The organism is Sorangium sp. So ce281, assembly GCF_051527395.1.
In the GTDB taxonomy this organism is placed as follows: domain Bacteria; phylum Myxococcota_A; class Polyangia; order Polyangiales; family Polyangiaceae; genus Sorangium; species Sorangium cellulosum_B.
This window is the reverse complement of sequence record NZ_CP150322.1, coordinates 5006043-5026272: the sequence shown is the minus strand read 5'-3', so window position 1 is coordinate 5026272 and position 20230 is coordinate 5006043. Positions and strand designations below refer to the sequence as shown.

Here is a 20230-nt window from a genome sequence, read left to right as displayed (position 1 = left end):
CTAGCCGATCAGGATCTGCGTCGGGTGCTCCAGGAGCTGGCGCAGGACCTTGAGGAAGGTCGCGCCGACCGCGCCGTCGACGACGCGATGATCGCAGGAGAGCGTCATGCTCAGGCGGCGGCCCGGCACGATCTGCTCGCCGCGCACGACGGGCTCGCGACGGACCTGGCCCACGGCGAGGATCGCCCCCTCGGGCGGGTTGATGACGGCGCCGAAGTTGTCGATCCCGTACATGCCGAGGTTCGAGATCGAGAACGTGCCGTTCGCCATCTCCTCGGGCCGCAGCTTCTTCGCCTTGGCTCGCCCGGCGAGCTCGCGCACCTCGGCCGCGATGTCGAGCACCTGCTTGCGATCGACGTCGCGCACCACCGGCGTGACGAGGCCCTCGGGGACGGCGACCGCGACCGAGATGTCGACGCGCTGGTGAACGAGGATCGCGTCCGGGGTGAACTGCGCGTTGCACTCCGGGACGCGCACGAGCGCGATGGCGCACGCCTTGACGAGGAGATCGTTGAAGCTGACCTTGGCCGGCTTCTCCCCCTCGGCGGCGGTCGCCGCGAGATCCGCGTTGATCTGCTCGCGAAGCGCGTTCAGCGGATCGGCGTCGACGTCGATCGAGAGGTAGAAGTGCGGGACCGTCTGCTTGGACTCGGTGAGGCGCCGGGCGATCGCCTTGCGCATCATGCTGAGCGGCCTCACCTCCGGCGCAGCGAGCTCGCCGGGGGCGGTCGCCTTGGCCGCCCCGGCGGCCGGCGCCGGCTTCAGCCCCTCGAGGTCGCGCGCGACGATGCGCCCGCGCGGGCCGCTGCCGGCGACGCTGCTGAGGTCGAGCCCGCGCTCTCGGCCGAGCTTCCGCACGTAGGGCGACGCCTTCACGCGCCCGTTCGACGACGGCTGCGGCGCAGCCGGCTGCGTGGGCGGCGAGATCGCCTCGCCGCGCGCCGCGGGCGGCGGGCTCGTCGCGGGCGCCTCGCCGCCGGCCGGCGGCGCGGCGCGCTCTCCCTTGGGCTGAGCCTCCGCCGCGCTCGGCTTCGCCGCGGCAGCGCCGCCGCTCCCGCCGGCGAGGGCGCTTACGTCCTCGCCCGGGGCGCCGATGATCGCGACGGGCTGGCCGAGCTGAACCACGCTGCCCGCAGGCACGAGGATCTTGAGCAACGTCCCTCGATCGAAGGACTTGTACTCCATGGTCGCCTTGTCGGTCTCGACCTCTGCGAGCAGATCGTCGATGTCGATCGCGTCGCCTTCCTTCTTGTGCCAGGCACTGATCTGCCCCTCCTCCATGGTCGGGGACAGCTTCGGAAGTTCCAGAACCTTCGCCATGGGTCTATCAACCTTGATCGGGGATGTGGGTCCGCTCAGTCAGCTTTTGTAGAGAACGCGGTGAACATTTTCGATGATCCGCGACGCCTGCGGGATCACGTACTGCTCCAGCCGCGCGTTGTAGGGCATCGGGACGTCGAGCGTCGTCGCGCGCAGCACGGGCGCGTCCAGCTCGTCGAACGCGAGCCGCTGGATGCGATCGGCGATCTCCGCGCCGACGCCGCCGTACGGCCAGCCTTCGTGCGCCACGACCGCGCGGTGCGTCTTCGTGACGCTCTGCACGATCGTCTCCTCGTCGAGCGGGCGCAGCGATCGCAGGTCCACGATCTCCGCGCTGATGCCCTCCTTCTCAAGCTCCGCCGCCGCCTCGAGCGCGACGTGCACCATCCGGCTCCACGCGATGATCGAGACGTCGGTCCCCTCGCGCGCGATCGAGGCGACCCCGAGCGGCACGATGAAATCGGGGTCGTCGGGCACCTCGCCCTTCACGCCGTAGAGCGTCTCGCTCTCCATGAAGAGCACCGGGTTGTCGTCCCGGATCGCCGACTTGAGGAGACCCTTGGCGTCCGCCGGCGTCGCGGGCGCGAGGACCTTGAGGCCGGGGATGTGCGCGTAGAAGTGCTCCATCGAGTGCGAGTGCTGCGAGCCGACCTGCTTCGCCGAGCCGTTCGGCGCGCGCAGCACGAGCGGGATGCTGAGCTGTCCGCCGGACATCTGCCGGAGCTTCGCCGCGTTGTTGAGGATCTGGTCGAACGCCACGGCGGAGAAGTTCCACGTCATGTACTCGACGATCGGCCGGAGCCCGACCATCGCCGCGCCGATCGAGATGCCCGTGAACCCGCTCTCGGTGATGGGCGCGTCGATCACGCGCCTGCTCCCGAATTTGTCGAGCATCCCCTCGGTCACCTTGTAGGCGCCCTGGTAATGCCCGACCTCCTCGCCGACGAGGTACACCCGCTCGTCGCGCTCCATTTCCTCGACCATGGCGGCGCGAACCGCCTCACGGAATCTTAGGACGGTCATCGCGCAAAAGGTCCTGCATAGGTTGTGGGCTCGAGCACCTCGGGCCCGGGTTCGGGGCTCTCCTCGGCGAAGCGGATCGCGTCGGTGATCTCGTCTTCCACCTCTTTCTCGATCGCCTCGAGGGCGGCCTTGTGGCCCTTCTCCTCGAGCTCGACGCGAGAGCGAAGGAGCACGTCCTTCTTCTTGCGCTCCTCGAGCTCCTCCTTCGTCCGGTACTTGCCGGGATCGCTCATCGAGTGGCCCCGGAAGCGGTACGTCCTGATCTCGACCAGCGTCGGCTCCGACTGCGTGCGCGCCCGCGCGACGGCCTCGGCGAGGCGATCACGCACCTGGAGGACGTGCTCGGAGTTGAAGCGATCGCGCTCCATCCCGTAGGCGAGCGCCTTCTGCGAGACGTCCTCGACCGAGAGCGTCCGGGAGAGCGGCGTCCCCATCGCGTACTCGTTGTTCTCGCAGACGAACACGATCGGCAGCTTCCACAGCGCCGCGAGCGACATCCCTTCGTGGAAGTCGCCGATGCTCACCGCGCCCTCGCCGAAGAACACCATCGAGACCCGGTCCTCGCCGCGGTACTTCGACGCGAACGCGGTCCCGACGGCGATGGGGATGTGCCCGCCGACGATGCCGTAGCCGCCGAGCATGTTGTGCTCTTTGTCGAAGAAGTGCATCGAGCCGCCGAGCCCCTTCGAGCACCCGGTGACCTTGCCGTAGAGCTCGGCCATCGCGGCGCGCGAGCTCATCCCGCGGGCGAGCGCGAGCCCGTGATCGCGGTAGGTGGTCATCACGTAGTCGTCGGGGCGGAGCGCCGCGGATGCACCGACGGCGATGGGCTCCTGACCGATGTACAGGTGAAGGAACCCACCGATCTTGCTCTGCGCGTACGCGCGGGCCGCCTCTTCCTCGAAGCGGCGTATCTGAAACATCTTTCGGTAGAGCGACAGATGGAGATCGTCGCCGTTTGTCAGGGTAGTCATCGCGGAGATCTCACGGGGCAGAACAGCAATTCAGACAGTCGCTAGCGCAGCGGTCGGCGTGTTTCCAGGGCGCCTCTCCGGGGCCTGCGATGGACCCGGCGAGGCGCTTGACGTCGGCCGTGCAGGACAGCGACGGTGCTTACTCGGGCTCCTTTACGGGAGTTCTTTCCGCGTGACAACGCATCCGCGATGTCACCCGTTCAACGCGCAGCAGCATCGGCGCCACCGGCGTCCTGCGTGCCGGGCTCTGTGGTCTCTGGCACGTCGATGGCCTCGGTCTCCGGTGCTCCGGCGTCCGCGCCTTGCTCGTCCTCGGGAAGCGCGGTCGGCACGGGCGAGGTCGTGGCGCTGCCCGGCGCGCTCGCGCTGCCCGGCGCACTCGCGCTGGGCTCCGCGGCGCTGGGCTCCGCGGCGCTGGGCTCCGCGGCGCTGGGCTCCGCGGCGCTGGGCTCCGCGCTGACCGTCGCGCGCGCCGTGGTGTCGGCGGGGTCGTGCTTCGGGCGCGCAGGCCGCGTCGACGGGACGGGGCGCGGTCGCGGCGCCGTGGTCGCCGACGAGGCGATCGGCGCTGCTCCGACGGCGGGCTCCTCGGCGGGCGCGTCTGCAGATCGCAGCGCCGTGTGGAGGAGCAGCGCGGCCGTGGCCACGACCACGGCCGCGCCCACGGCGATCTGCCCGGTCTTCCGCTCGCGGGGAGGGAAGTCGGCGTCGAGCGGATCTGCGCGCACCGCCGGTGGCTCGGCGGGCAGCGCCGGCGTCGCCGTGACGGCGCTGTCCAGCATCCGCCTCGGCATCTGGCTGGAGGCCGCCCACTCGAGGCTGCTCGCGAACGCGGTGCCGAACTCGTCGCAGCTCGGGTACCTGTCCTCGGGTCGCTTCGACAGCCCGCGCGCGAGCACCTGATCGAGCGACGGAGGGAGGCCGAGCTCCTTCGCGATCGGCGGCGGCTCGTCGCTCGCGATCTTCGAGGCGACCGAGACCGCGTCGTCGCCCGGGAACGCGCGGCTCCCGGAGATCGCCTCGTACATGACGGCGGCGAGCGAGAACTGATCGCTCTCGGGCGAGAACTTCCCGACGCGGAACGTCTCCGGCGCGCTGTACGCGGGCGTCCCCATGAGCCCTCCCTGGTGCGTCAGCGTCGAGTCCGGGATCCGCGCGATGCCGAAGTCGGCGATCTTGCCGCCGTTCGCGGAGAGGATGATGTTCTCCGGCTTGATGTCGCGGTGGACGATGCCTGCCCGGTGCGCGATCGTGAGGGCCTCGCCGAGCTCGCACGCGAGGCGCGCCGCCTGCGGCGCCGAGAGCCGCCGCTCGAGGAGGTGCTGCTTGAGCGTCGGCCCCTCGACGTACTCGAAGACGAGGTAGAGCCCGAAGTCCGGGTCCTCGCCGACGTCGTGGAGCGTGACGAGGTTCGGGTGGGTCACCCGGGCGGCGGCGCGCGCTTCGTGGCGCATCCTCACGATGAGCTGCTCGCGGACGTCGCGCGGGATGCGCAGGTCGTCGCGCAGGTGCTTCAGCGCGACGTCGCGATCGAGCAGCGGGTCGTGCGCGAGCAGCACGCGCCCCATCGCGCCCTCGCCGAGGAGGCGCTGCACATGGTAGCGGCCGAGGGCGGCGGGCAGCACGGAGCTATCGCTCGGCTGTGCGAGCGCGCCGCCGCCATCGGAGGACGAGGATCGAGGCACGTCGCGTCGGTTCTAACCGGCCGGCGGCCCCGGCGGAAGGCCTGGCCGGCGTCCCGCTTCCGGTTATGCTCTGCCGCAGCGCGCCCCGGGCCCACGAGCGGCGCTCGCGGTTCTGCGGAGGCGGTTCCCGCTGGGCCCTGGCGGCGTGCGGCATCCCAGAGAGGGCGCAGCGAGCACAGATGAGCACCGAGAGCGCGTCGAAGCCGGTCCAGGTCGCCGGAGCTAAGAAGAAGCGAGGCAAGGCCAAGTACATCGTGCTCGTCGGCCTCATGCTCCTCATCGTCCTCGCCCAGCAGACGGGGCTCCTCGGCTTCGGCGTGGCGCACCTCCGCGCCGCAACCTTCCCGAGAGACGAGTCGCTGCTCGAATATGTCCAAGGCAGCGCCCCCGGCGTGGTGATCGTCGACCTTCACCAGATCGATCTGCAGGCGCTCGGCGCGGAGGGGGGCGCGGTGCGGCTGCACATCGAGCGCACCCGAGACGACATCAAGAAGGCGACGGGCATCGATCTCGGGTTCGACGTCGACAAGCTGGTCGTCGCCCCGTCGCTCGTGGTCGCGCGCGGGCGTTTCAACGAGCAGAAGCTCGCAGAGCGCCTGGCGACGCACAGCTACGTCCAGGCAGAGTACAAGGGCGTGAAGTACCTGCTCCGCGCCGGCGAGGACGCGATCGCCGTGCGCGGCGGGTCGATCCTGCTGTATGGCGCCGAGCCGGAGATCCGCGCGAGCATCGACGCCGAGGAGGCCGGGACGTCGCTGGCGAGCCGGGACGAGGCGACGTCGCGCCTCGCGCACATCGGGTGGGATCGTCCCCTCCTGGGCGTCGCCCTCCTTTCCGAGAGCAAGCCGAGCCTCCGCGCGATCCTCACCGGCTCCACGGGCCCGCGCGCCGTCACCGTCGGCGTCTCGACGAAGGGCGGGCTCTCGGTGACCGTCGCGATCGACGCCGCGTCGGCCGACGCGGCCGAAGAGCTCCGGAAGCTCCTCGAGGAGAAGCGCGCGAACGTCGATGCGATGAAGGCGCTCGTCGGCCCGGAGCCCGGGGCAGCGCTCGCCGAGATCGCGAAGCGCGCGACGCTCGCCGTGGAGCCGGGCCCCGGCCGGCTGACGGTGCAGGTGGAGGTGCGCCCCGAGGAGATCGAGCTGCTCGCGAAGGCCGGCCATGCGGCGGCAGGCTCGCTCGGGGACATGTACAAAAATGTGCGGCTGCTTCAGCTCCTCGCGCCGGGCCCGTGACGGCGTCGTCTGAGCGGAGGGCGCGCTCGGCCCGTATCGAGGTGGGCACAGCTGTGCGCGACGGCAGCGCCGCTCACGTCGAGCTGGAGCGGCCGGCGGTGCGTCCCTGGTCGAGGCTCAGAGCTCGGCGCAGCGCGGGCACCGCGCCTCGACCCGGTCTGTCGCGCTCTTGACCCGGGCGCGTGCGGAGTCGCACCGCTGGTCCGCATCGCCGGCGAGCCCGCAGAGGTGCTGCGCGGCGCGGCTCATGGACGCGAGCGCGCGGCACGCGGTTTCGCACGGCGGCGCGGACGTCGGCTCGGCCTTCTTGGCCGGGGGCTCGCCGCCGGCGGCCGTCGCCCGCGGTGACGGCGCGGCGCGGCCGTCGGGTACGCTCGGACTCGGCGGTGAGGCCGCCGGCGGCGGCGCTCCCGGCTGCGCCGCTTCCGCCACGGCCCGGCCCTCGTCGCGCTGTGCGGGCGCGCCGATCGCCTGATCGAGCTCGTCCTCCGCGCGCTCGAGCTCCGCGAGCGCATCATCGGCCGTCTCGACGGCGCTCCCCTTGTGCGGCGCCATCGAGGTCGCACCGGCGGGCTCCGGCGCCACCGGGGCTTGCGCGACGGAGGCGCCGCCGCAGCCAGAGAGCGCGGCGGCGCTGATCCACAGGGTGGCGGCGGCGGCAGACCAGGCACGGTGTCTGTTCATCGGTCCTCCTGCGCCTGACGCCCGGCGCCCGGCTTTCGGCTCATCGCGGCGCCGCGGCGTGCGCCGCGGACCGCGACCGCGCGCCGAGATCTTGCGCGCGGCGCGGCGAGGTTGATCCCCCCGCCGTGCGCTATGCTCGCGGCGATGAATCTGCTTCGACCGATCGGCGCCCTCGTTCTGGCTCTCGGACTGGTCGCAGGCTGTCAGCGAGGCAGCTCGCGCCGGCCTGCGTCTCAGCCGTCGTACGGCCAGGCCTATCCTCCGTACGGCGCGCCCCAGCAGGGTGCTCCTCCACAGCAGCCCGGCTACCCGCAGCAGCCCGGGTACCCGCAGCAACCCGGGTACCCGCCGGCGCAGACCGGGCCTGTGCCGGCGCCTACCTTCAACGTGCCCACGATGCCCGGGCTGCCGGTGGTCGGCGATCCCATCAACGACATCAACGTCAGCTGGCTCCAGTCCGAGGCCGGCGTCGTCATGGGCGCGTTGATCGGCGCGCTGCCGGCGGCCTCGCAGCAGAAGGTGAGGGGCATCCCGTTCATCGCCGATCCGACGGTGGGCGAGGTGAACGCGTTCGCCGGCTGTGACGACCAGCGGATGCCGTTCATGGCGATCACCGACGGGCTGCTCGAGGTCGAGGCGCAGATCGCGCAGTTCAAGGCGACCGACGAGGTCTTCGGGACGAGGAAGCTCGACGAGTTCCTGCGGATGCTCGCGCAGCGGCAGCGGCCTGGGCAGCCGATCATCCGGCCGCCGGTGGGCTTCGTCGATCCGGTGCAGCACACGGACGCGCGCAAGGTCGAGCGGCAGCGCCAGCTCTACCACGAGCAGCTCGCGTTCGTTCTCGGCCACGAGCTCGGCCACCATCACCTCGGGCACACCGGCTGCGCGAACGGGCAGGGGGGGAGCCGGGGCGTCACGCCCGCGGATCTCGGGCGGATGCTGTCGCGCACGCTCCCCATCTTCAACCAGCCGAACGAGATCGCGGCGGACGTGGCGGGCGTGAACAACCTGCTCGCCGCTGGCGCGCGGCAGCAGGGGTACCGCTGGACCGAGGGCGGCGCGATGCTCACGCTCGGCTTCTTCGCGTCGCTCGATCAGCTCACGCCCGCCACGATCCTGTTTGCCTTCGAGCAGACGCACCCGCACCCGCTGCTGCGGCAGCCCGTCGTCCAGCAGACCGCCAACACCTGGCGGATGACCGGAGGCGCGCCCGTGTTCACGTTCCCTGGTTTCGGCGGCTGAGCCACGATTACCCGAGCGTCTTTGCGCTCGCGGGCGCTCGCCCGGAGGGCTCATCTGCTGCTTCGGCTTGACGCGACCGTGCAGCGCTCCTCCCATCGCGCCGAAAGGAGTCGACCATGCAAGCAGAGCTCGGGATCGAGGACCTCAAGGAAGGCACAGGCGCGGAGGCGAAGCACGGCCAGCTCGTGACGGTGCACTACGTCGGCACGCTGACCAACGGCGACAAATTCGACAGCTCGCGCGACCGCGGCCAGGGATTCTCGTTCAAGCTGGGGGCCGGACAGGTGATCAAGGGATGGGATCAGGGGGTCGCCGGCATGAAGATCGGCGGCCTCCGCAAGCTGACGATCCCGCCGGAGCTCGGCTACGGCGCTCGCGGCTTCCCGCCCGTGATCCCGCCGAACTCGACCCTCGTCTTCGAGGTCGAGCTGCTCGCGGTCAAGTGATCTGCAGCGTCGGCCCGCGGCGTCGGTCGCTGCTCGCGACCGGCGCTCGGGGCGGCGCGCAGGTCGACGCCGAGCCGGCCGCCCCGCCCGCGCGGCTCACGGCTTGATGGGGGCGCCACACTCGACGCAGAACCGGTTGCCGATGAAGAGCTCGTGCTTGCAGTGCGCGCACCGCGCGACCCGCACCTCGGTCGCGCGCTTCGCGGGCTTCGATGGCGGGGCTTCCTTCACGGGAGGCCTCGCCGCCGTCGTCACCGCGGTGTAGCGACCGGAGCCGGCGGCGGCCCGCGAGCGCCGATCCGTGAACGGCGCGGCGGCGGCCATGCTCGCCACCGTGCCTGGCGCGCTGTGGGCCTGGCTCCGCAGGCCGCTGTCCGCGATGGAGTGGACCTGCTGCGCCGCGATGTCGAGATCGACCTCGTCGACCGGGAGCTGTCCGTCGTGGACCGCCGCGGGCGGGACCGTCTCGCCGAACTCATCGACGTGGAGGGGCCGGGTGTCGTCGAGCTCGGCGCTGTTCGGTTGCCGCTCGTCCTGCGCGTCGAGCTGGATGCGGACGATCAGCGCCGAGATGTTGTCGGTCCCGCCCGCCTCGTTGGCCATCTCGATGAGGAGCTCGCAGGCCTCGTGCGGATCCTGGGTGACGTCGAACACATCGAGCATCTGCTGCTCGGAGATCATCCCGCTCAACCCGTCCGAGCAGAGCAGGAAGACGTCGCCGGGCTGGGTGGGCTCCGAGCGGATGTCGACCTTCACGGCGTCCTTCATGCCGAGCGCGCGCGTGATGATGTTCTTCGGGAGCCTTGCCAGCTCGTCCTGGCTCAGGTCGGGCTTGAGCGCGAGGGCGTCGTTGATGAGCGAGTGGTCCTTCGTGAGCTGCTCGATCTCGCCGTGTCGGATCCGGTAGCAGCGGCTGTCGCCGACGTGCCCGACATGGATCTGCTCCGATTCGCACGACACGTAGGCGGCGACCACCGTCGAGCCCATGCCCTGGTGCTGGGTGTACGTGTTCGAGATGACGAACACATCGTGGTTCGCCTTGCGGATCGCCGCGACGATGCGCCGTGCTTCCGGATCGAGCTCCTGCTCGTCGGCCGGGACGGGGCCTGGCAGGCTGCCGGCGCGGGTCGCCTCGAAGAAGTTGTCGAGCGATTTGGTCGCGAGCGCGCTGGCGACGTTGCCCGCGTTGTGCCCGCCCATGCCGTCCGCCACGACGAAGAGGCCGAGCTCGGACTTCACGAGGACGTTGTCCTCGTTGTGCTTTCGCTGGCGACCTACGTCGGTCACGGCAGCCGCGACGGGTCGGGTGCGGCTGCTCGTCCTGAACTCGCCCATTCGCGGCAGATTATACCTGCCCCTCACTCTGGACCGCCCACATTCCGGCTGCTTTAGCGGCGGGCTGCTTCCTCGAAGCCGGTCGCTCGAGCGGCGATCCTCGGTGATGTACCGGCCGAGGCCGCCGGAGGTCGCGTGCCCCGGGGTAGGGGATCCAGCGCGAGGCGCACACCGATCTGGAAGAATCCGTAGGCCGTGGGGTCGGAACCCTCGTCAGGGCGCGAGAGGTAGGTGCCGACGTCGAGCTCGGCGAACACTCCGACGCCGAGGATCGGCGCCGGGTAGAAGTCGGCGCCCAGCGCGATACGGGCGACATCGAGACCGTGGAACACGCGATCGGTCGCTGTCGAGCCGGCCGCCGAGGCCTCCGGCGATGTGAAGACCGTTCGCCGGTACCCCACGCCGTAGCTGACCCAGGGGTCGACCGCGATCCCCTGGGCGACGTGGTAGACGAACCCCAGACCCAGGTCGAGGCTTCGGCCGGAGCAGTCGCTGCAGCCTGCCGCTGCCGGGAGCAGGGTGTAGGAGCCGCTTGCTTCCAGGACGGTCACGCGGCTCAAGCCGATGCCGAGGTTGGCGCCGAAGGCGAACCCGCCCGAGACCGTGTCGGTGACCGGTTGGCCGGCGGCCATGCCGCCGAAGGGCTGGCTGTACCCGGCCCGTCCCTGGAGCAGGAGGTGTCCGCTTCGCTCGTCAGGCCCGGCGGGGCGCTTCACCCCTGCTTCCGGACCGGCTTCCTCTTCTTCCTCGGCTGCGGCCGCTTCCTCGGCTGCGGCCGTCGTCTGATCTGCGGGCTGGGCGAGGGCCTGGTTGGCCGAGAGCACCCAGCCCGCTGCCGCCACGCCGAGCATCGGCGCGGTCCACCTTGTCGAGCGCGATCTCACGAACGGCCTCTAGAACAGCGCGGTCCGGAGCGCAAAGGGGGCGCGTGCCGACGAGCAGGAATGTCGCCCGGGCGACGCAACTGCGCCTCGCGTGCCGACGACAAACCTCCTGGACCATGGACGACGCACAGATCCGCAGCGACCACGACAGCCCTTCCAGACCCCTCACCTCGGCTCATGGCGAGATGGCGGCGTCCGCGCCGCCTGCGGCGCCGGCCGCGCCCCTCGTGGCGCTGCCGGGAGCGCTCGTCGGAGCGCCCGGCGGTCGATCGGACCCCGGCGCGCGCGGCGGTGAGCCCCTCTCGACCCGGGACGTCACCGTGGAGATCGTGGACGATAGCGACGTGCTCGCCACGGTGTGGCTCCGCTGCGAGCACCCTGGCGGAGGCGCTCCGGTGCGCATCGCCGTCGCGCCGGGGTCCGAGCTCATCCTGGGCAGCGCTCCGGCTGCGGACGTGCGGCTTGACGATGCCGCGGTGAGCGCCCGGCACTGCCGCGTCGCGCACCGCGGCGCATCGATCGAGGTGACGGACCTCGGCTCTCGCAACGGCGTTCGTGTCGGTGGCGTCCGCGTGCGGCAGGCGATGCTCGTTCCTGGCGGCTGCTTCGAGATCGGTCGCACGGCGATGTGCGTCGAGGCGGCCCGAAAAGTCCCGGTGATCGAGGAGGACGGGCCGCCGCTCCCCGGGCTCATCGGCCGCTCGCGGCCCATGCGGCAGCTCGCTGCGGCGGTGCGGCGGGTGGCGCCGCTCCAGCTCCCCGTGCTGTTGCGCGGCGAGTCGGGCACGGGCAAGGACCTCGTGGCCCGGGCGATCCACGCGGAGAGCAGCCGGGCCGACCGGCCGTTCGTGGTCCTGAACGCCGCCACGATCCTGCGGGAGCTCGCCGAGTCCGAGCTGTTCGGCCATCGTCGGGGCGCGTTCACCGGCGCGGTTCGGGAGCGTCAGGGGGCGTTCGTCGAGGCCAGCCATGGGACGCTCTTCCTCGACGAGATCGCGGCGCTCTCGCTGGAGGTCCAGGCGAAGCTGCTGCGCGTCGTCGAGGAGGGGACGGTCCGCCCGCTGGGCGCGGAGAGGCCGACGCACGTCAACGTGCGGCTCATCGTCGCGACCTGCGAGCCCCTGGAGACCCTCGTCAGTGAGCGTCGCTTCCGCGCGGATCTCTACGAGCGCCTGGCGGTGTGCCGTCTTCAGCTCCCCGCGCTGCGCGATCGGCCCGACGACATCCCGCTCCTGGCCGAGCACCTCCTGGCGAGCTCGGAGATTGGCCGGCGCCAGCTGTCCCCTGGGGCGCTCGCCGCGCTGAGGGCGCACCGCTGGCAGGGCAACGTCCGAGAGCTGCGGAACGTGCTCATTCAGGCCGCGCTGCGCGCGCATGGCCGTGTGCTGCCCGAGCACATCACGGCGGTCATCGCCGATCGCGAGCCCCCGGTCCGCCGGAAGATCACGCCCGCCGACGCGCTCCGCGCCTTCGAGGAGGTGGGCGGCAACGTGAGCGCCGCGGCGCGGCTCGCGGATGTCCCGCGGTCGACGATGCGGGATCTGCTCCGCGTCGCGAGGGATACGTGAGCTCGATCCGCGGCGCGCGCGCACCGGGCTGCAGCGCTAGAAGGCGCCTGCGACGCTGAGCGTGGCCTGACCTGGCGCCACGAACGGCGCGATCGCGGTGATGCGCGGCCCGTCGGCCGCGGTCTGCTGCTTCTGCGGGTACCAATCGATCATGGCGTAGGTCGCGGTGCCGACGACCCCGACGCCGAAGAGGACCCACCCGGTGATCGCCCAGGGCACCGCACCGTCAAAGCGGTCGAGCTTCTCGCGGAGCTTTCCGCACGCGTTCCTGAAGTCGGGGAGGTCACCCGACGGATCTTCGCGCGCGCCACAGGGCTGAGACCTGCGGTTCGCGGGGATCGCGCTCTGGTGACCCGCGACGTACGCCTCGATCTGCCCCCCGATGTTGTCGGCGCTGCTGCGCGCGTCGACGGTGATGGCCGAACCGACGATCCCCATGACCAGGCCGACGCCGGCGACGCCGGTCCCCGCCCAGGCGAGCGGCTTGCGCGCGTACCAGTGGAAGAACGGCTCGCGTCCGCCGGAGGCCTGCGCCGGGCCCATCGAGCCCATCGTGCTGCTCGTCGAGACGCTGAAGCCGCCGGTGCCCGTCGGCGCTGCTGGTGATGGCGAGGGGCTCGGCGCGGCTGCGCCGGGAGCCATCGCGCCGGGAGCGGTCGCGCCCGGCGCGGGCGGCGCGATGTTCGTCGCCGGAGGCTGCGCCGGCGGTGGCGGCACGGCGCCCGGGGGGGCTGAGGTGGGCGCACCTGTCGGCGTCGCCGGGGTCGGCGCGCCGACAGGCGGCGTCGCGGGCGTCGCGCCGCTCGTGCCCAGGGTGAGCGTCGCCGGCGTGGCTGTGCCGATCTTCGCGTCCACCTGCGTGGTCGCTGATCGGTCCAGGTAGGTCGCGAACAAGGTGTGCTTGCCGGGCGTCACGAACACCGGATCGAGCAGCGGCGCCTTGCCGATGAGGACGCCGTCGACGCTGATGTCCGCGCCGTTCGCGTCGGCGGTCACGACGAGGAAGCCGGACCTCCGTTTCACATCGGCGATCGCCTTCTCCGCTGCGGCGCGCTGCTCCGGCGTCGCCGCGGCGTGCTCGCGCAGGAACTGCTGCAGGTGCTTGCCGGCGTCCTGGAGGTGATTGGAGCGAAGCTCGCTCTGTCCGAGGTTGAGCAGCACGGCCGGGTGTCGCTTGAGCGCGTAGACCTGAAGGAACGCGGTGCGTGCCTCCTCGAACCGACCGGCGTCGTACGCCTTGACCCCTTCCTCGTAGCGCTGGCGCGCGACCTCGGTCACGGGATCGGACGGTTGCGCGAAGCTCAGCGGCTCGCTGAAGAGAGAAGGGGGGAGCCCGGCCTCCGTGAGCACGGCGGGAGCGATCAGCGAGAGCAGGAGGACTGGGGCGCAGGCGCGTGTTTTCATGGCTCCTCAGATCGGGCTTCGCCTCGTCGGCGTCCGCGGAAGGTACGATTGCAGCAGGCCTCGCTGCCGAGGCGAGAAAGAGGTGCGCTTCAGAACGGCGCATCGCGGATGATGCCGCCGCCCTTGCTGCCTCCGGTCGAGCTCGCACCACGCTGCGCCGGTGCTGGAGGCGCGGGCCTCTGTGCAGGGGGCGCCGCCTTCGGCCTGGTCGCTGGCACCGTGGGCGTCGCTGCGCTCACGGCGGAAGCGGGCGCCGTGGCAGATGCAGGTGCCGTGGCCGCAGGAGGCGTCGTGACGGAGGTAGACGCCGCCGCTGCGGCAGAGTTTGTCGCCGTGGGCGCCGGAGGCGACGCTGATGCGCTCGGCGCCGGCGACGCGCCGTCGTCCGCAGCCGCGGCGGCGGTCGAGGCGACCGGGGGCGCCTGCGAGGCGGCGGGGGGCGTGGTCGCTGCGGCGGGGGTCTCCGCCACCGACGACGCCGCCGGGGGCCCGGGATCCTCTCCGGCGTCGTCCTGACGCAAGGCGCGAACGACGACGAGCAGCAAGGCCACGCCCGCGAGGGCGATCACGACCCGCAGCGCCGTCTTGTTCGGCGTGGACACGGGGATCTCGATCGGATCGTGGTCGTCCGTGCGGACGCCGGACGCGGCGATGGAATCCGCGCTTTCCCTGGCCGGATGCCCTGCGCGGGAGCCTCTGCGCGCCGGCCGTGCCGACGGCGGTTCGTTCTCCGGGGGCGGGGAGGGGGACCGGTCCACCCGCGGCTGCGGCTCAGCGGCGTGCGCGCCGGCCGCGGCGTCCGGCGCGCCGGCCGCGGCCGCCGGCTCACCCATTCCTACCTGTGTTTTCCCTGCCGGCACGGGGGGCTGATCCCGCGTCACCGCGCCGCCCTCCAGCGCGCTCGGGGCGCCCGCGTCCGAGGCGCCGCCGGCCGTCCGGGCGTGAGGCGAGGGGCTGGCCTGCTCACCGGTCCCCGCCGCTCCCGCGTCGCGGGACGTGGCCCCCGATGCGGGCCGCCCCGGCGGGTCCTCGCCGATCGCGATGGTCGGGACCCCCTCGATCACGGTGTCGGACACGCCGGACGCGCCGGCTGGTGGGGCCTCGATGACGCGCGTCGTGGGCGCCGCAGGTGCAGCAGGAGAAGGCGCCACCGCGGGTCCAGGCTTCACCGCCGGCGCTTCGGCGGGGGAGGGCGCCTGGGCTTCCGACGGTTTCGCCGCGGATGCGCCGGGCTCCTGAGCGACGGTGCCGCCGCGCGCGTCGCCTCGGGCGCCCGACAGCTCGTCGAACCCCTCCCAGGATGGCCGGATCGACGACGCGATCCGCTCCGCCTCCTCTGCAGAGAGGGAGCGCTCACCAGGTTCCGCGGTCGTCGGTTGCTCCCCCGCAGTCATCGCGGTGAGGAACTTACCACCCGCGTCTGCTGCACCGCAATCTCGCGACGGATCGGCGCATCACGGGCTGCCGCGCACGGCGGGAGCGCGCGCCCCCCGGCGCCCCCGGAAACCACCGCGAACGGCTCACCCGCCGCGCACGTCGCGCAGCAGCGCGTCATCCCAGGTGTCGGCGACCTGGCTCACCGTCGCGACGATGTCCTCGAACTCTTCGTACTCGAGCGCGCTGAGGCGCCGCAGGCAGCGCACCACCACCTCGTTGCGCGACTTGTCGATCGCGAAGGCCGCGTCGGAGGTGATGACGAAGCTGAGCTCCAGGAGACGCCTATAGAAGGCCTCGCGCCCGCTCAGGGGGACGGCCATGATGGGAGAGAAGACCATCAGGACGCCCTGAGCCTCCAGCACGTTGACGCCGATGGTCGCGCTCCCGTGCTGGAGCTGCGCGTACCCCGTCTCGTCGAGCGTGCTGGCGCCAGCGCCGCTCGGCGATCTGGCCCCGCCTTGAGAGCTCGCGTTGTACCGGGCGAGATACGCGTTGACCATGCTCGTCGCGTCGGCAAACCTCTCCCCCGACGCGCGGTCGGCGTAGAGGGGTCCTGTGGATGAAGTGGGCGTGAGGTCGGGCACGTGAAACCTCCTGGACGCATCGCCAGTCGCTCGGCGCGCGGGGCTGAACTGGCGAGCCGACAGCACACCAGCCCGGCGCAGTTGCATCGTAGCCCCGCGGTGTTCGCGGCGATCGCGCTTTTTGCAGTGGTGGCGCACGCCACCCTCGGGTGCAGCGCGGAGGGCGGCGCGCCGGCTGCGCCCGCCGGCGTCTCCGACGAGGAGCGCGCCGCCGCGCTGCTCGATCCGGCTGCGCTCCTCCCACCGCGCGCCGAGACGGTCGCCCTCGCCGATGCCGTCGCCATCGCGTCATCGCGCGCCGGGGCGCCGGCGCAGGCGGCCTCGCTCGCGGAGCTGGCCGGCGACCTTCGCGTGCGGCTCTTCCGCCTCGATCAGGCGGTCACCGACGCGCGCGAGGCGATGGAGCTCTACAGCGCGGCGGCGACGGCCTTCCGCGCCTCGGCCGAGCCGGCCCACGTCGAGCGCGCGTGCCAGGCCGAGCGCCGCCGCGCGCTGCTCGCCGGCGAGCTCGCTCACGACGCGGCCGTCGCGTACCGCGAGCTCTACCTGGTCTCGCGGCGCTACGCGGCCCTCGCCCCGCCCGCGCCGTCCGGCGGCGCGCCGCGCTCGCAGTGCCTGGGCGCGCTCGCGCTCGCGCTCGCGCAAGCCGCTGCCTACCGGCCGAGCGGGGATGCGCTGCGCGCGCTGGAGCAGGAGGGACACCGGGTCGAGGGCGTCGCGCTCGCGCTCGCATCGGGGCCGGCGCCGGCCTCCTCCGCCGCGCCCGCGAGCTCCGCGGGCGCGGCGCCGGTGCAGGTGACGACCGCCGAAGCCACCGGCGATGTCGTCGTGGCCCCCCGTGCGCCGGCCGCGCCCACCGGCCCGGTGAAGATCACCTCGATCGAGCGGCACGGCTCGGACAAAGGGGCGCGCGTCGTGGTCGAGCTCTCCGCGCCGACGACGTTCGACGTCGGCACGCTCGCGGCGGACGAGAGCGCCGGCAAGGATGCGCGCGTGTTCGTCGACATCGCGAGGGCGACGTCGCGCGGCATCGCGCGGGAGATCGAGGTCGGCGGCGTCCTGCGGCGGGTGCGCGTCGGCGTCCAGCCGGATGGAACGCGCGTCGTCCTCGATCTCGCCGCCAACCTGCACCGCCGGGTCTTCTACCTCCCCGATCCGTTCCGGATCGTCGTCGACGTGAGCACCCGCGCTCCGTTGCGCGACGACAAGGACAACCCCGGCGGCGCGCGAGAGGTCCGGCGTGTCGCGATCGACCCGGGGCACGGCGGCAACGACACCGGCGCCGTCGGCCCCACCGGGTTGAAGGAGAAGGACGTGACGCTCGACGTCGCCCACCGCGTCGCCCCGCTCCTCGCGCGCGAGCTCAAGATCGAGACGCTCCTCACGCGGGACAGCGACACCTACGTCCCGCTGGAGCTCCGCACCGCGCGCGCGAACGCGTTCCACGCCGACCTGTTCGTCTCGATCCACTGCAACGCGAGCGAGAACGGCCGCGCTCGTGGCGTGCAGACGTTCTCGCTCGCGGCCCCCCACGACGGCGAGGCGACGTCGGCGCAGCTCGCGGCGCGCGAGAACGCCGCCCGCGCCGGGCGGGGAGGGCAGGGCGTGGACCCAGGGGATCCCGGCGCCCGCCTCGAGGTGGCGGCGATCCTGTCGAACCTCAACGTCGGCGACATGGCGGCCCGCTCGCGCCACTTCGCCGAGCTCCTCCAGCGGTCGTCGCTCGCCTCGCTCTCGCCCCGCTACCCCGACACGAAGGATCAGGGCGTCAGGGGCGCGGGCTTCTTCGTCCTCGCGGGCGCCGACATGCCGGCCGCGCTGTTCGAGACCGCGTTCATCTCGAACCCCGAGGACGAGGTTCGCCTCGCGACCGCCGACTTCCGGCAGAAGATGGCGGACGCCATCGTGAACGCGATCCGCGCCTACCGCGAGGGCAAATGAGGGGCGCCGCTGGCCTGCGCGGGCGTCACCCTCGCTCGAGGCCCATGAGCCGCTCGAGCGAGTCGCGCAGCTCGCCGGCCTCGCCCTTCTTGATGAAGTCGTAGGCGCCGGCCTCGGTCGCGTTCTTCTTCATGTCCTCGTGGTTCGAGTACACGATGCAGCGGATGTGCGAGGTCGCGTCGATGGAGCGGAGCCGCTCCAGGCAGCGCACGCCGTCGAGGCCCGGCATCATGATGTCCAGGATGAGCGCGTCGGGCTGGAGGTTGCCCACCGCGACGAGCGCGTCGAACGGATCCTGGAACGTCGTCAGGTCGAACCTCCGCGACAGCGTCTTGCGGAGCGCGGCGAGGACGGAGGGGTCGTCGTCGACCACGACGACCTTCGGCTTGCCCATCCGGAGGATCTCCGGGATCGGGTAGCCGTACTTTCGGAGGAAATCGAGCACGTCCAGCCGCCGGAAACGGAGGTGCCGTCCTGGCGTGCGGAAGTGGCGGATCTCCCCCTTGTCCGCCCAATTGTGGATGGTCTTGAGGTCCACCTGACAGAAGCGCGCGACGTCGCTCGCGGTGAACAGCTCGGGCTGCGTCGTGTTCTCTTTCGGGTTCGTTTCCATGGCTCACTCCTCGAGATCAGGCGTCGCCGGCACGGAGGGGGCATTCGTCTGGGGGGTGTCGAAGCTGGTCGGCACGGGTGGATCTGGCTCTCGTTCCTGTTTGATGTGGATCAGGGATCCATGTGCGCAGCATTCTTCGGCGACGAAGCGCCCGTTGCGCAGGACATAACGGGTAGGACCCTCGGTGCGCCGATCGCGGGCCTCGTGCGAAGGGTCGCCTGGCAGCGCCAGGTAGGGCGGCTCGGCACCGTCGCCCGGGACGAAGCGCGGACAGATCGGCAGGAGCGACTGGCGTTCCGCGAGCGCCACGGCGCTGCGCACGTCCGCGACCGCGGCGAGGAGCTCGAGCGTGCGTGAAGTCGGCGGAGCGAGAAGGATCTCCCCACGCGCGGCGCGCTCCAGGACCTCGGACGGCGCTGCCCAGAAGCTCATCGTCGTCTCGTGCCCGTCGTGTCGCCCGATCTGGCCTGGCGGTAGCGGTAGCAGGAAGAAGCGCGCGTCGAAGCGCCGCGCCTCGGCGAGGGGCGTGAGCCACCGCGCCCACGGGACGAGCGCCGCGAGCGCGAGCTTCAGGCCGCGCCGCGCGAGGACCGCATCGAGCGGCGCCCCGGCGGCGAGCTCCCGCCCCACCGCGTCGACCTCGTCGCCGGACAGCGGAAGATCGGCCGGCAGGATGCCCCCTTCCTCCAGCGTCTCGCGGCACGCGGCCACGCACAGCGCTCGCGCCGGCGCCTCGCCCGTCGCGAACGCAGCGGCGCGCGCCGGTGGCTCGGTCGCCCGATCCCTCCAGACTTCCGCGCCGTCCTGCGCATCCACTTTCCCACCAGGGAACACCACGGCGCCCCCCATGAAGCTCGAGCTCGCGTGGCGGCGAACGCAGAACACCTCGATTCCAGCGTGACCGTCACGGAGGACGATCACCGTGGAGGCATCGCGGGGACGGACCGGGGTTCGGTTCTGATCGAAATCCAGCAATATGGGATAAATTTGTTCCACGTGAGCTGCCTTTCGTCAAACCGTCCGCTGCGTCTCATTTCCGGCGTGCTCTGTGGTGAGCATGCGGGTTTGAGGCCAAGTCCGCCGCCTTTTCCGGCGGCTCGGGGACTTCCCGCAGATGCTTTCCACGCTGTCCCGACAACCGATGCAAACCGATGCCGCAGCGTGCGGTCGGTCGCGGGCGTGATGGCGCTTGATGGAGACCGATGGCGAGTCGAGAGGCGTCGGCCGCAGTGAGCTCGGGCGATCTCTGCCTGCGACGGAGGCGTCGTTGACGGGCTCGGCTCCCACGCTTAGAATCCCGCGCCTCGCAATTTCGGGGGGCTGTCTGGCCTCTCCGGACATGTCGCGGAGCCGTAAGTCCCGGCAGCCGGGGTCAGCGCCCCGCGGCTTGCATGCGCCAGGGAGCTCAGACGGCAGCGCCGAACGGCGCATTCGACGCGAGAGGACCTATGAACAAGGCCCAGCTGAAAAAGTTCAAGACCCTGCTTGAGACGAAGCGCGACGAGATCGTCAAGAAGGCCAAGCAAACGCTGACCGAAGACATGATGCTCGACGCGAACGATCTCCCCGACGAGATGGACCTCGCGTCGAGCGAGTACCTGCAGTCGTTCACCTTCCGGCTCCGTGGCCGCGAGAAGTCGTTCCTCGACAAGATCCAGAAGGCGCTCGTGAAGATCGAGGACGGCTCGTTCGGCAAGTGCGAGGAGTGTGAGGAGGAGATCTCGGCGAAGCGCCTCGAGGCGCGCCCCGAGACGACCCTGTGCATCCGCTGCAAAGAGGATCAGGAGCGGGTCGAGAAGGACTACGGCTGACGCTGCGCCGCGCGAGGAGGCCGGCCGTCGGTCGCCTCCTTGCG

18 protein-coding genes are annotated in these 20230 nt (G+C 71.7%); 6 read left to right on the top strand and 12 right to left on the bottom strand.

Going from position 1 to position 20230, the window contains the following annotated elements; translation table 11 throughout:
• The 4 genes from WMF27_RS19035 to WMF27_RS19020 all read right to left on the bottom strand — a co-directional run bounded on the left by WMF27_RS19035 (nt 1) and on the right by WMF27_RS19020 (nt 5002).
• Nucleotides 1-1320, bottom strand: a complete 1320-nt coding sequence (locus WMF27_RS19035) for a pyruvate dehydrogenase complex dihydrolipoamide acetyltransferase (protein ID WP_437767465.1) — start codon at nt 1318-1320, stop codon at nt 1-3.
• 39 nt (nt 1321-1359) lie between these two features.
• Nucleotides 1360-2343, bottom strand: a complete 984-nt coding sequence (locus WMF27_RS19030) for a pyruvate dehydrogenase complex E1 component subunit beta (RefSeq protein ID WP_437767466.1) — start codon at nt 2341-2343, stop codon at nt 1360-1362.
• Nucleotides 2340-3317 (bottom strand): pyruvate dehydrogenase (acetyl-transferring) E1 component subunit alpha, encoded by a 978-nt coding sequence (pdhA, locus tag WMF27_RS19025; RefSeq protein ID WP_437767467.1) that lies wholly within the window; start codon nt 3315-3317, stop codon nt 2340-2342. The genes WMF27_RS19030 and pdhA overlap by 4 nt, the downstream gene beginning before the upstream one ends.
• Nucleotides 3318-3517: 200 nt before the next feature.
• Nucleotides 3518-5002 carry a protein kinase domain-containing protein gene (locus WMF27_RS19020; RefSeq protein WP_437767468.1) on the bottom strand — a complete coding sequence of 495 codons (1485 nt, stop codon included), beginning with the start codon at nt 5000-5002 and terminating at the stop codon, nt 3518-3520.
• A 179-nt stretch (nt 5003-5181) separates the two neighbouring features.
• Here WMF27_RS19020 and WMF27_RS19015 point away from each other — a divergent pair, with 179 nt between their 5' ends.
• A complete protein-coding gene (locus tag WMF27_RS19015; protein WP_437767469.1) occupies nt 5182-6237 on the top strand; it encodes a hypothetical protein in 1056 nt (351 codons plus the stop codon).
• Between the two features lie 117 nt (nt 6238-6354).
• Here the strand turns inward: WMF27_RS19015 and WMF27_RS19010 are convergent, their stop codons facing one another.
• Nucleotides 6355-6921: a hypothetical protein gene (locus WMF27_RS19010; protein ID WP_437767470.1), complete on the bottom strand. Its 567-nt coding sequence runs from the start codon at nt 6919-6921 to the stop codon at nt 6355-6357.
• 144 nt (nt 6922-7065) lie between these two features.
• Here WMF27_RS19010 and WMF27_RS19005 point away from each other — a divergent pair, with 144 nt between their 5' ends.
• Both WMF27_RS19005 and WMF27_RS19000 read left to right on the top strand, forming a co-directional pair.
• Nucleotides 7066-8163: a M48 family metalloprotease gene (locus WMF27_RS19005; RefSeq protein ID WP_437767471.1), complete on the top strand. Its 1098-nt coding sequence runs from the start codon at nt 7066-7068 to the stop codon at nt 8161-8163.
• Between the two features lie 116 nt (nt 8164-8279).
• The gene (locus tag WMF27_RS19000; RefSeq protein ID WP_012236426.1) at nt 8280-8609 is read left to right on the top strand and encodes an FKBP-type peptidyl-prolyl cis-trans isomerase; all 330 of its coding nucleotides are present in this window, start codon (nt 8280-8282) and stop codon (nt 8607-8609) included.
• 96 nt (nt 8610-8705) lie between these two features.
• Here WMF27_RS19000 and WMF27_RS18995 read toward each other — a convergent pair whose 3' ends face one another.
• Nucleotides 8706-9896 carry a Stp1/IreP family PP2C-type Ser/Thr phosphatase gene (locus tag WMF27_RS18995; RefSeq protein WP_437767472.1) on the bottom strand — a complete coding sequence of 397 codons (1191 nt, stop codon included), beginning with the start codon at nt 9894-9896 and terminating at the stop codon, nt 8706-8708.
• A gap of 101 nt (nt 9897-9997) precedes the next feature.
• On the bottom strand, nt 9998-10795 hold the full coding sequence (locus WMF27_RS18990) for a hypothetical protein (RefSeq protein WP_437767473.1): 798 nt from the start codon (nt 10793-10795) through the stop codon (nt 9998-10000).
• A gap of 149 nt (nt 10796-10944) precedes the next feature.
• Between WMF27_RS18990 and WMF27_RS18985 the strand changes: the two genes are divergently transcribed.
• On the top strand, nt 10945-12396 hold the full coding sequence (locus WMF27_RS18985) for a sigma 54-interacting transcriptional regulator (RefSeq protein WP_437767474.1): 1452 nt from the start codon (nt 10945-10947) through the stop codon (nt 12394-12396).
• A gap of 36 nt (nt 12397-12432) precedes the next feature.
• On the opposite strand, the gene WMF27_RS18980 is transcribed toward WMF27_RS18985, so the two are convergent.
• The 3 genes from WMF27_RS18980 to WMF27_RS18970 all read right to left on the bottom strand — a co-directional run bounded on the left by WMF27_RS18980 (nt 12433) and on the right by WMF27_RS18970 (nt 15737).
• Nucleotides 12433-13800, bottom strand: coding sequence for a hypothetical protein (locus WMF27_RS18980; protein ID WP_437767475.1), 1368 nt, complete (start codon nt 13798-13800; stop codon nt 12433-12435).
• An 89-nt stretch (nt 13801-13889) separates the two neighbouring features.
• Complete coding sequence (locus tag WMF27_RS18975; RefSeq protein WP_437944366.1) at nt 13890-14969, bottom strand: hypothetical protein; 1080 nt, start codon at nt 14967-14969, stop codon at nt 13890-13892.
• 351 nt (nt 14970-15320) lie between these two features.
• The gene (locus WMF27_RS18970) at nt 15321-15737 is read right to left on the bottom strand and encodes a YbjN domain-containing protein (RefSeq protein WP_437767477.1); all 417 of its coding nucleotides are present in this window, start codon (nt 15735-15737) and stop codon (nt 15321-15323) included.
• 213 nt (nt 15738-15950) lie between these two features.
• Between WMF27_RS18970 and WMF27_RS18965 the strand changes: the two genes are divergently transcribed.
• Entirely contained in the window at nt 15951-17762 is a 1812-nt protein-coding gene (locus tag WMF27_RS18965; RefSeq protein WP_437767478.1) for an N-acetylmuramoyl-L-alanine amidase, read from the top strand.
• Between the two features lie 25 nt (nt 17763-17787).
• Here the strand turns inward: WMF27_RS18965 and WMF27_RS18960 are convergent, their stop codons facing one another.
• Both WMF27_RS18960 and WMF27_RS18955 read right to left on the bottom strand, forming a co-directional pair.
• A complete protein-coding gene (locus tag WMF27_RS18960; protein ID WP_012236418.1) occupies nt 17788-18375 on the bottom strand; it encodes a response regulator in 588 nt (195 codons plus the stop codon).
• A 3-nt stretch (nt 18376-18378) separates the two neighbouring features.
• The gene (locus WMF27_RS18955; protein WP_437767479.1) at nt 18379-19296 is read right to left on the bottom strand and encodes an NUDIX hydrolase; all 918 of its coding nucleotides are present in this window, start codon (nt 19294-19296) and stop codon (nt 18379-18381) included.
• A gap of 527 nt (nt 19297-19823) precedes the next feature.
• Between WMF27_RS18955 and WMF27_RS18950 the strand changes: the two genes are divergently transcribed.
• Nucleotides 19824-20186, top strand: a complete 363-nt coding sequence (locus WMF27_RS18950) for a TraR/DksA family transcriptional regulator (RefSeq protein WP_012236416.1) — start codon at nt 19824-19826, stop codon at nt 20184-20186.
• The last annotated feature ends 44 nt before the right edge of the window (nt 20187-20230 follow it).